General features: G+C 36.0%; 11 protein-coding genes. 9 read left to right on the forward strand and 2 right to left on the reverse strand.

Going from position 1 to position 11,920, the window contains the following annotated elements; all coding sequences use genetic code 11:
* Nucleotides 1-8 precede the first annotated feature (8 nt).
* The 5 genes from JEOSCH030_RS01655 (at nt 9) to JEOSCH030_RS01675 (ending at nt 3,170) form a co-directional block, all read left to right on the forward strand.
* Nucleotides 9-311, forward strand: coding sequence for an SAUGI family uracil-DNA glycosylase inhibitor (locus JEOSCH030_RS01655; protein ID WP_185124884.1), 303 nt, complete (start codon nt 9-11; stop codon nt 309-311).
* 75 nt (nt 312-386) lie between these two features.
* Complete coding sequence (locus JEOSCH030_RS01660) at nt 387-839, forward strand: JAB domain-containing protein (protein ID WP_185124885.1); 453 nt, start codon at nt 387-389, stop codon at nt 837-839.
* Between the two features lie 108 nt (nt 840-947).
* Nucleotides 948-1,472, forward strand: coding sequence for a DUF1643 domain-containing protein (locus JEOSCH030_RS01665; RefSeq protein ID WP_185124886.1), 525 nt, complete (start codon nt 948-950; stop codon nt 1,470-1,472).
* 1 nt (nt 1,473) lies between these two features.
* Entirely contained in the window at nt 1,474-1,836 is a 363-nt protein-coding gene (locus JEOSCH030_RS01670) for a hypothetical protein (protein ID WP_185124887.1), read from the forward strand.
* 167 nt (nt 1,837-2,003) lie between these two features.
* On the forward strand, nt 2,004-3,170 hold the full coding sequence (locus tag JEOSCH030_RS01675) for a hypothetical protein (protein ID WP_185124888.1): 1,167 nt from the start codon (nt 2,004-2,006) through the stop codon (nt 3,168-3,170).
* Between the two features lie 70 nt (nt 3,171-3,240).
* Here JEOSCH030_RS01675 and JEOSCH030_RS01680 read toward each other — a convergent pair whose 3' ends face one another.
* A complete protein-coding gene (locus JEOSCH030_RS01680; RefSeq protein WP_185124889.1) occupies nt 3,241-3,465 on the reverse strand; it encodes a hypothetical protein in 225 nt (74 codons plus the stop codon).
* A gap of 174 nt (nt 3,466-3,639) precedes the next feature.
* Between JEOSCH030_RS01680 and JEOSCH030_RS01685 the strand changes: the two genes are divergently transcribed.
* From JEOSCH030_RS01685 to JEOSCH030_RS01700, 4 genes are all read left to right on the forward strand, one after another.
* Complete coding sequence (locus JEOSCH030_RS01685; RefSeq protein WP_185124890.1) at nt 3,640-5,154, forward strand: class I SAM-dependent DNA methyltransferase; 1,515 nt, start codon at nt 3,640-3,642, stop codon at nt 5,152-5,154.
* Entirely contained in the window at nt 5,144-6,415 is a 1,272-nt protein-coding gene (locus JEOSCH030_RS01690) for a restriction endonuclease subunit S (RefSeq protein ID WP_185124891.1), read from the forward strand. The genes JEOSCH030_RS01685 and JEOSCH030_RS01690 overlap by 11 nt, the downstream gene beginning before the upstream one ends.
* Entirely contained in the window at nt 6,390-9,518 is a 3,129-nt protein-coding gene (locus tag JEOSCH030_RS01695) for a type I restriction endonuclease subunit R (protein ID WP_185124892.1), read from the forward strand. The genes JEOSCH030_RS01690 and JEOSCH030_RS01695 overlap by 26 nt, the downstream gene beginning before the upstream one ends.
* 304 nt (nt 9,519-9,822) lie before the next feature.
* Nucleotides 9,823-10,812 (forward strand): hypothetical protein, encoded by a 990-nt coding sequence (locus JEOSCH030_RS01700; RefSeq protein WP_208454272.1) that lies wholly within the window; start codon nt 9,823-9,825, stop codon nt 10,810-10,812.
* 356 nt (nt 10,813-11,168) lie between these two features.
* On the opposite strand, the gene rlmH is transcribed toward JEOSCH030_RS01700, so the two are convergent.
* A complete protein-coding gene (gene rlmH, locus JEOSCH030_RS01705) occupies nt 11,169-11,648 on the reverse strand; it encodes a 23S rRNA (pseudouridine(1915)-N(3))-methyltransferase RlmH (RefSeq protein WP_185124894.1) in 480 nt (159 codons plus the stop codon).
* Between the last annotated feature and the right edge of the window lie 272 nt (nt 11,649-11,920).

An 11,920-nucleotide genomic window follows, 5' to 3' on the forward strand; every position in this document is an offset into this window, starting at 1 on the left:
GTCTCTGCATGAATACAAAATTAAAAATTTATATTAAGAAGTATTTCCCCGAGTTGTCTACGTTAACTTGGTCAGATGAAGCAGTCTCAATGTCAGGTGATGAGTTATTTGAAGATACGAAATTAAAATCATTGTACGAAAATGAATCATTAGATACCAGGCTGTACTACCCAATTGAAATTAATTCTGCCATTTTGCCATTTGAGATATATAAAGAAGAAACGTTGGTTGCCCTAGGTTACACGAACGACGAATCACAAAAAATTATATATTTCAAACATGGCGCCGAAACGCTCATTAACCACCTGTAATCCGTACACTCTACAGAGATTTATATCCTTGGAGCGTACGGATTATTTATTACTATTCAGGAAGAAGGAATGTAAATGCAAAAGAAGACTACCATCATACCTATTAATCGTATATTTCAAAGACTAGTTCAAGAACACCCTGTAGCAACGAACCAGATACGTAGCCCACGAGACGGCGCTGATATCGTGAAAGAGTTGATCAGTGACGCGGACCGTGAGCATTTTGTCGTATTGAGCTTAAATAATAAACACGAAGTGACCAGTATTGAAATCGCCCATACCGGCTCTCTGAACACATGCATTGTTCATCCTCGAGAAGTATTTAAAAATGCCCTCCTCTCTAATGCTGCTGCGATTTTCATTGCGCATAACCACCCGTCTCATCATCTTTCCCCGTCAGATGAAGATATTACTATGACCCAGCGCCTAGTTAAAGTTGGCGAAATCCTCGGAATTGAAGTCTTAGACCATGTTATCGTCAACAGCAAAAACGAATACTATTCTATGAAATCATTTGAAGATATTTAAGGAGGTGGTGACATGAACTGGATTCAAGTCGTTCAGATTGGCATTATTGTTGCAACAGAAATCATCAAAGTTGTTGAAGAGAAGAAAAAATAAAAGGAGTGTTGAATTTTGAAATCATTAAAAAGTGTACTACGTTCAGAAGGTATTTTTAGCGAAGATGACGTGCACAGATTATCACTGAAGAAAACATGGAACACGAAGCAACCGATGGTCACAGTGATTACAAAGTATCCACGATTTGAAGGTGGAGTAAAAATAGACCTCACGACACAACTCATTGTTAACAATGCGAGCGAGATGGGCTATGGGGGAGTTTATTTAATGAACTTATTTACCAACGTTAATATCAACGATGCGGTGGATGATATTGAAGTACTGACGCATGAAGATGCGGATAATTACCTGCTAAAAGCAATCGAAGACAGTAATGATATCATTTTAGCTTGGGGATCGAGTTCCTCTAAAATAACATCCCATCGAATTGAAGAAGTTCATCATCTGCTGAAGGATTTTTCTGACAAGGTTAAGATGCTGATGAATCCTTCCACGAAAAAAATATCGCATCCACTGAATCCTAAAAGCCGGAGCTTCTGGATGGTAGAACAACTAAAAGAGTTACAGAAGGAGACGTAACATGCCCTTAAATATATATTTGCTGATAGAAGATAAGACGACAGGGGAGACAATCGGGTATAGTTACTATCGTAATTTTAACGCTCTACAAGGGTATTTCGACCGGAAATTCGACCTAAAAAATGGCGATGAAGTGCTACTCTCTTTCCAAGCTATCAGTACCATTTATGACATCTTAAAGACCGTTGACTATACGTCTGAACGTGCTGAGGAATTGTTACCTACCCATGCTGACCCTGACTTTGGATCCTATGAGTATGACGAGCGATACTTTTCTTTTATATCACAAGCCACATCAGACTTTCATCATGCGAAGTATATAGATTTTAATAAATATAATCTATATTTCACCTCGAATTGGTGAATAAAAGTGCGAGTAAGACATATTAAGTCTCACTCGTATTTTTTTGTCAACTACGTAATTACGACAATATATTCAGTTTATTCAACCCAATCTTAAAATAATCTGACAATAAGTATTCATCTATCTTATAATGGTAGTAAATACAATATATAGAAGGACTGAAGTGAATGAAAAAATATTTATTACTGATATCACTATCGTTAATTCTTACTGCGTGCAATACTGATGAACCAGAAACAACATCGGAGAATGAAGAGAGTGAAGAAATCGCACGTTTGAAGGAAGAGAATGAAGAACTGAAGAAACAACAAGGTGAACAATCGAAAGAGCAGGAAACTGAAGATGAGCAAACTGAAGAAAAATCTGAAACATCAAAGCACGAAGAAGATTCAGCAAGTGTTGACGACACCGACTCAGAAACCAGTGATCGTTCATCATTAATTTTTGACATTAATTCTCCTGAGGTTCAAGCTTATATTAATAAAAATGATAACTATGACGATCAAGGTAACTTTATACAAGATGCTATATCAATAGGAATGTCTCAAACTGAAGTTGAAGACCTATATGGTAAGCATGATTTCACAATGATGGATCCGGGAAGTGTAGCTGCTGTTTATGAAAATCTCGCGGTTCTCTATTCAAGTCAAATGCCTCATGGTGACGGTTCAGATAGTACTGACAGCAGTATCGACCCAGATTCCAACAGTGTAGAAATGATATTGTACTTTGCGAACATCACATCAGAAGAGCTTAAAAATGCACTCGGCTCTCCAGATAATCAACTTCAAAATTTACAAGGTAATCAGAATTATATCTACGAAAGTAATGGATGGGGAAACTTAATATTTAGTGAAACTGGAACACCTGACGGTACAAAAATAGGTACTATGCGTGGACGTGAGGTCAATACCGCAAACCAGGAAACAGTAAATGAAGAAGATATACCAGTCACTGAAGCACCGAATCCAGATGCTGAAATTCAGGATAGAATGATATATGAAGGTGCAATAAATGAGTATCTAGGTCGCTTAGCGCAATATTACAATTATGATAATTACGATAATATATATTACTACCTGAAAAAGGGCAGTGCTGCCTATGATAAAATAACAGCCAACAAAGCTTCTGGTAACTTCACAGGACATAAAACAGAAAACGTAGAACTGGTAGAAATGACAGACTTAGGTGATGGTACTGTGAAATTAAATGCAAATCGTGTTTACTCACATGACAATTCAAATGGTCGAAGAATTGCAAACGTAGACTATATTGTTAATGCTGAAACACATGAAGTATTAGATTTTGAGCAAATTTCAGATGCTGCACATTAATATTTTTCTATTAAAAAATATCTAAAAAGAAATACTGCGTTTATTCGCAGTATTTCTTTTTTTTCTGCTTCTATGACTGGGCTAAATCTTCAAAGTAACCATCGGCTTTTAATTCTTTCAAAAGCTCCGCATCCCATCGCTTCTCTTCTGTAGTAGACATCGCCTCTTTGTACGAACGATATCCGACAGCAAGAGCTGCTTCTTTTAGGCTGACACTATAAGTGGTCATGTGGTCTACCACTCGATCATCCACATTACCGTATCCCTTTACATAACTACGTTCTCTTATATCCATATTATTACCTCCGTTATCATCTTGCATACACTATACCCCAATGGTCAAAATAGGTCAAATTATGTGGTTTGACTCCTGTATAAAACGATACATGCGCGATCAGGAGGTGATGCTTACAATTGCATAGTTTCTATTATAGAATTGAGGTAAATCACTATATAGGAGCGATACATTATGGCAAGCATTGGATTTGAAGAAAAGCTCTGGCAAGCTGCAGATAAGTTACGCGGCAGTATGGATGCGTCAGAATACAAGAGTGTAGTACTGGGACTTATCTTCCTGAAGTATGTTTCAGACTCATTTGAAGAAAAGCACGAAGAGTTGTTACAAGATGAATATGCTGATGAAGAAGATAAAGATGAATATATGGCAGAGAATATATTCTGGGTACCGAAAGAAGCACGTTGGACATACATAAACAGCAATTCTAAAAAACCTGAAATCGGACAGATCATCGACAAGGCAATGATTGCGATAGAAAAAGAAAACGAATCATTAAAAGGTGTGCTACCTAAAGATTTCTCACGTCCTGGGTTAGATAAATCTAAGTTAGGTGGAATTATCGATATATTTACCTTCCCAGTAGGTGACTCAGAAAGTAAAAAACAAGACGTTCTCGGTAGGGTGTACGAGTATTTCATCGCGAAATTTGCGAGTGCGGAAGGTAAAAACGCTGGGGAATTCTACACACCTGCATCAATTGTGAAATTGTTAGTTGAAATGATTGAGCCATATAAAGGTAGAATCTATGACCCATGCTGTGGTTCAGGTGGCATGTTTGTACAAAGTGAACGTTTCATTGAAAATCATCAGGGCCAACTTGGTGATGTTGCGATCTACGGACAAGAATATAACTTAACAACTTGGAAGTTAGCAAAAATGAACTTAGCAATTCGTGGTGTAGATAATAATCTAGGTGACACACATGCTGATACTTTCCATTACGACCAGCATAAAGGATTAAAAGCAGACTACATTCTTGCGAATCCCCCGTTTAATTCAAGTGACTGGGGTCAAGAAAGAGTTCTGGATGACTATCGTTGGAAGTATGGGTTACCACCTAAAGGGAATGCTAACTATGCGTGGATACAACATATGGTCTCTAAATTAGCACCTACGGGCACAGCTGGCTTTGTATTAGCTAACGGATCAATGTCCACAAGTTCAACTGCAGAACTTGAAATTAGAAAAAATCTGATTGAAGACGATTTAGTAGAATGTATCGTTACTTTGCCAGGACAGATGTTTTATTCCACACAGATTCCAGTATGTTTATGGTTCTTAACAAAAAACAAAGAGAAAAATGGAAAAAATGAACGTAAAAATGAAATATTGTTCATCGATGCAAGAAATATCGGCCATATGGCTACGCGTACGCTTAAAGAATTCTCAGATAAGGATATTACAAAAGTAGCGAGTACTTTCCATGCTTGGAGAGGTACAAGCGATGATCAGTATGAAGATGTAAATGGCTTCTGTAAAGTTGCCTCATTAGATGAAGTTAGAAGCCACGAATATATCCTAACACCAGGTAGATATGTTGGTTTAGCTGATGTTGAAGAAGACTCTGAACCATTTGAACAGAAAATGGAAAGAATTACTGCTGAACTGAGTCAACAGTTTGTAAAGTCTAAAGAACTCGAGGACAAAATTCGGAAGTCACTGGAGGGATTAGGTTATGGAGTATAATTTAGAAGATTTAATAAAAAGTGTATCTGTTAAACATAATTTTCCAAATGACCAAATCATTTTTTTAAATACTTCCGATATTGAAGATGGCACAGTGCTGAATCACAGTTATAGTGATGTAAAGACCTTACCAGGACAAGCTAAAAAATCAATAATGAGAAATGACATTTTATACAGTGAAATACGACCAAAAAATAAACGATTCGCTTTTATAGATTATGATCCCGAAGAATATGTGGTTTCAACTAAATTAATGGTATTGAGAGTTAACGATACTGCTCAATTACATCCAAAATATTTATATTATTATTTAACAAATAAACCTATTATTAATCACTTACAAAATTTAGCAGAATCACGTTCTGGAACTTTCCCACAGATAACATTTAATGAGTTAAAAAAATTGAAAGTGAACCTACCGACTATAGAAAAACAGCACAAAATAATTTCTTTTATGGATTCAATCAATGGTCTAATCACTAATAATAACCAATCGATTGCAAACCTCGAAGAATTATCCCAAACACTTTTCAAAAGATGGTTTGTTGATTTTGAGTTTCCTGACGAGAATAGAAATCCGTATAAATCGTATGAAGGAGAGTTCCAATACCTAAAAAATCGAAAACTCCCATTAAGTTGGACGATAAATACTATAGCTGATAATGCTTCAGGAGGCATAATAACAGGGAAAACACCTAGTACCAAGATAAAAGAAAATTATGCTCCCCACGGCATTCCTTTTATTACTATTCCAGATATGCATAAAGATGTTTTCGTGTTAAATACTGAAAGATATATTAGCGAACTTGGTATGAGTAAATTAAAAAACAAAATTTTACCAAAAAATTCTATAAGTGTTAGCTGTATTGCAACTCCAGGATTGGTAACTATTACTTCAAAAGACAGCATAACTAACCAACAAGTCAACAGTTTTCAGCCAAATAAAAACAAACTCTATTATTTATATTTCACCTTAAAGAGAATGAAAGGATATATTCGCGACTTAGGCAGTGGAGGAAGTGCAACACTCAACTTAAATAAAAGCCAATTTTCAAAGATTGAAGTAGTTTCGCCAACAGACGATATTTTAGATAATTTCAATAAGCTAATAGAACCAAACTTCCATAAAATATTAAATTTACAGAAGGAAAATATGAATTTATCACATTTAAGAGATACACTTCTCCCCAAGCTAATGTCAGGAGAAATTGAACTCCCAGATGAACTGGAGGTAGATGAACATGCAGAGCTTCTTCAATGAAGATGATTTAGAACAGTTATCGCTAGAGTGGTTCAAAGAACTCGGTTATGAAATTAGACATGGTAATGATATCAGTCATGTGGGGCTCGCATCAGAACGCGATAATTATGAAGATGTCATTTTAGATCAACGTTTAGGTGCGGCATTAAGAAAAATTAATCCTGATGTAGCTGATGAAGCAATTAAGCAAGCCATTCATCTAATTTCTATTGAACAGTTTCCAAGTTTAATTGAAAATAATCGTACGTTTCATGAATATATGACGAATGGAATTGAAGTGGAGCACTACAATGAAGACGGGGAAACCTTAGTTGATTTAGTAAATATCTTTGATTTTAAACATCCAGAGAATAATGACTTTTTAGCGGTGAAACAATTAGTAGTAGATAAAGGGAACATTCAAAAAATTCCTGATATCGTACTTTTTGTAAATGGTCTAGCATTAGTCGTCATCGAACTTAAAAACGCGACGAATGAATCTGTAGGGATTTATCAAGGATTTAATCAGCTTCAAACTTATAAAAGTAAAGTACCGCAATTATTCAATCACAATGCCTTTGTAGTGACGTCTGATGGACTGAATACTAAAGTCGGTTCATTAACGGCTGATTATGATCGTTTTATGCATTGGCGAACAAAAGATGGTGAGACTGAAGCCACACTGTCTATCCCCAGTTTGGAAGTCCTGATCTCAGGAATGTTAAATAAGCATGTTTTATTAGATATGCTTAAAAACTTTATTTTATTCCAAGATAAAGGTGATGGCAAAGTCGCTAAGATAGTTGCTGCATATCACCAGTACTATGCAGTAAATAAAGCAGTAGAGAGCACGCTTAAGGCCTCGTCAGATGAAGGTGACGGTAAAGCGGGGGTAATTTGGCATACTCAAGGTTCAGGTAAAAGTCTAACGATGGTCTTCTTTAGTGGAAAACTCATTCAAGAGATGAATAATCCCACAATAGTCGTACTGACAGATAGAAATGACCTGGATAACCAGTTATTTGGAACGTTCTCAGATTCTAAAGGCCGACGCGGAAAAGGATTACTTCGACAATCACCGAAACAAGCAGAAAGTACGAAAGATTTGATTGACTTGTTATCTGTTGAATCCGGAGGCATTATATTTACGACCATGCAGAAATTTGCACCCGAAGAGGGTGAGGCATACATGCGTACTTTATCTAATCGGAAGAATATTGTCGTAATGGCAGACGAGGCGCATCGGACTCAATATGGCTTTAGTGCAAAAATTGGTACTGAAGGTGAAGATATCACATATGGGTATGCCAAGTATTTAAGAGACGCGTTACCTAATGCATCATTTGTTGGATTTACAGGGACACCTGTGGCCTCGACTGATAAAAATACAGAAAAAGTATTTGGGGATTATATTGATATTTACGATATGACGCAATCAGTCAAAGATGGCTCTACAGTTAAAATATATTATGAGAGTCGCATTATCCCTTTAAATATGCCTGATGACGTTAAAATCGACGATGCTTATGGAGATATTACCGAAGGACAAGAAGACAATGTAAAAGACCGATTGAAGTCTAAATGGTCCCGTGTGGAAGCACTAGCTGGTTCTAAACCAAGAATTGAAACGTTAGCTAAAGACATTATCGAGCATTTTGAAACACGACAGAAAGCGATAGAAGGTAAAGGTATGATTGTAGCGATGAGCAGACGGATCGCTGTCGAATTGTATGATGAAATTGTCCGGCAAAAACCGGAGTGGCATTCGGATGATGATAACAAAGGGGTCATAAAAGTGGTGATGACAGGTCAATCGAGTGATCCTGAAAATTTCCAAAGACATATTGGTCCAAAACAGCGTAGAGTGACATTGGAGAAAAGGATGAAAGATGAAAATGATGAACTTAAATTAGTCATTGTTCGTGATATGTGGCTGACTGGTTTTGATGTTCCGTCACTCCACACAATGTATATTGATAAACCGATGCAAGGGCATAACCTCATGCAGGCGATTGCCAGAGTGAACAGAGTGTTCAGGGATAAACCGGGTGGCTTAATCGTAGATTATATCGGCATCGCAGATAGCCTGAAAGAAGCCTTAAAAGAGTATACTGCTGACGACCGAGACCAAACAGGTATTGATACAGAAGTAGCGATAGAATTGATGCTGACCAAGTATGATATTTTACAGGACTTATTATACGAACACGATTATGCAGGATATGAGTCTGAGAATCGTAGCGAACGTTACGCTGCTTTCAATGACACAGTGAACTATGTACTGGCACTAGGAGACAGTGACAAGAAATTATTTATCAATACAGTGACTGAGCTAGCTAAAGCATACGCACTCTGTGCAACTGAAGCAGAAGCACAAGAACTGAACAGTGAAATAGCATTCTTCAAATCTGTTAAATCAGGTGTACTAAAACTAATCGCTCCACCCGGTCCAGGGGGGCAGAGAACGAAGACATCTGCTGAAATCGAAGCAGAACTGAACCAATTAGTTTCTAAATCAGTCGTAACGGATGAGGTCGTCGATATCTATAAAACATTAGGATTAGAGAATCCAGACATATCGATTCTTTCAGATAAATTTTTAGAAGACGTTCAGGCCTTGCCACAGAAAAATGTTGCGGTAGCCTTACTGGATCGTCTACTAAAAGGGAAAGTGAAATCTTTAATGCGGACCAATGCGACACAGTCGAAGAAATTCTCTGAGATGCTTGATAAAGCGGTCAATCAATACAATAAGCGGTCCATTGAAACCTCAAAAGTGATTGAAGAGCTGATTGAACTTGCAAAAAATATAGATAAAGCTGCAGCAGAAGGCGAAGCCCTCGGATTAAACGCAGATGAAATTGCATTCTACGATGCTTTATCCTCACATGACACGGCAAAGGATGTACTAGGTGACGAGAAGTTAAGAGCCATTGCGCACGAGTTAACGAAAGCAATTAAAAAAAATATGAGTGTAGACTGGCATAAGCGGGAAAGTGCACAAGCCAAAATGAGAGTAACTGTTAGAAGGTTGCTCAAGAAGTATGGCTATCCACCGGATCTTCAGAAGATAGCAGTTGATAATGTAGTTGAACAAGCAGAATTGATGGCTAGTGAGATGTAAACAATATTTTTTATTATTAGTTTTGACTATTGTCAAACTGTATAATAATAATCATTAATGGAATAATTCAGATTTCGAAAATTATTTGAAAAAAGGTATGATTAATGAAGTCATATATTTTTACAGAAAACTTAATAACATCTCCCCTTTTGTATAGAAGCATGGGGGACCTACATAATTTTAGATACGAGCAACTTTAAACCAAGACTCTAAATTTCAGTGATTAATAATCAAATTCAATACTGTAGATTATAAAATGGTAATAAAATAAATCTATATAAATACATGAAGGAGAAGGCAGATGGTGCGGGTCATAATTTATTTTTCTATGCTATGTATTTTACTACTGAGTGCATGTGCTAATGATGATCAAATGGATGTTACTGAAGAAGAAACCATAGATGATAGTGTTTCTGAGAGTATTTACTCGAATGAAGATGAAAAATTAGAAATATATGCTATAAATACTGCTAAGGCTGTTAGAGCTGCACTGTTTGATACTAATATAACTAAAGGTTGTTTTACTAATGAACAGACCGGTGAATGTGAATATCTTCCTATAAAACCTGAAGAATTTCTAAAGATTGCTCCTTGGTTAGATTTATATGAAAATGATATTGTAATAAATAATCTTTCCGAAGATAATAAAGATTTTTATGCGAAGTCACTTTTTGCAATGAGAGAGCATAAAGACCTACTTGAATCCGCAAAAGGAGAGATGTCGACTTCATTTGATGAAGTCTATGAAAATAATGACGAAAAAGATCCAGAGGAAAGATTTTTAAGAATTGTAGGAGACCACTTCCCAGAATCTATTATGGACAGTAATTTTATACCAATTGATGAAGTTGCAGATCCAAATTATGAATTACTCGATATTCCTAAACCAGTAAAACAAGTGTCTTCAACTGATAAAGAAAATCCTACAAGATCAATCAATAACTATACTGGAGATGATGATCGGAATATAGTATTGGAAGATATCATTCTAGAAAATTGGAAAGATGAATCCTCAGACTACTTAGATATCACCTTAGATGGTGAAGATAAGACATTTTCTATTCTTTACACAAATGAAGAATTAATTAACGAAATGTTTGACTACCTAAAAGGGGATAGGCCAAATCTAAAGAACTCTTGGGAAGGTTTAATAGAATCGCACAGGGAAATAAGTGAGTTTTTATATGAAAATGGCGGTGAAGGATACACAATTGAAGTATTAAACCCAAGAAATACAGAACGCTCTCTGGTTATTATAAAAGACGGTGAATATACTTATCGTGTTGATGATTAATTAAAAGTTGTTAAATTTATAAGGTAATAGCATCCACTTCTTTAAAATGTATCAATAAATTATGAGACTCCTCCATCTTCATTGAAGAGTCTCATCTATCTTTAATACCTTTCAGTTACTGTATCTCTAATAACAAAAACACGCATCAACGGTGATAAGCTTCTGGTGGTTACCACATGTACGTATCGTGTCTCAACACGCACTACTTGTGATAAGCTTCAAATCATCATAAATAATTTTAGGAAACACGCACTAACGATGATACGCTTCTGGTTACCACATGTGCGTATTGTGTCTTAACACGCACTACTTGTGATAAGCTTCAAATCATCATAAATAATTTTAGGAAACACGCACTAACGATGATACGCTTCATTCCTCAATATCTTATTCACTCTAAACAGCTGTTCTAAAATCATCACCTTCATCATCTGATGAGGATAGGTGAGGGAGCCGAATGAAATTTCTTGGTTGCTTCTTTTCTTCATTTCTCGACCAATACCATTGCTGCCTCCGATTACAAAAACAACGTCGCTTTTGCCGGTATTCATCCAAGTTTGATATTGTTTAGCCAAACTCTCACTTGTATATTCTTTTCCTTCGATTTCCAAAGTCACCACATGCTGCGAGTCTTTGATCTTCGATAAAATTCTTTCGCCTTCTTTATCTTTAATCATTTCTATATCTTTTTCACTCGCATTATTCGGTTCTTTTTCATCAGCAACTTCTATCAATTCTATTTTTGCATATTTACTTATTCTTTTTTTATACTCTTTAACAGCATCTATCCAATATTTTTCTTTTAATTTCCCCACTGTAATCACTGTAAGTTTCATCTTTTTCTCCTATTATTAAGTTTTTATTTCCATTATACAAAACTGTGGAAAATATCGTATATATACTGCAATATTATGAGTTATTCACGACTTATCCACAGGTTGTGAATAACTTTCTCACCATTAAGCGCGTCATTATCGTCTTTTTTTGGGTCTATACCTCAGTTTTTTATGCATATATTAATAATCCACATACTTTTCCACGTTATTCTCACACTTATCCACAAACTCTAAACATACTTGTGGATAAGTCGTGGAAAGCTCAAAAAAAT

The sequence above is a fragment of the Jeotgalicoccus meleagridis genome, assembly GCF_903994045.1.
Classification (GTDB): domain Bacteria; phylum Bacillota; class Bacilli; order Staphylococcales; family Salinicoccaceae; genus Jeotgalicoccus; species Jeotgalicoccus meleagridis.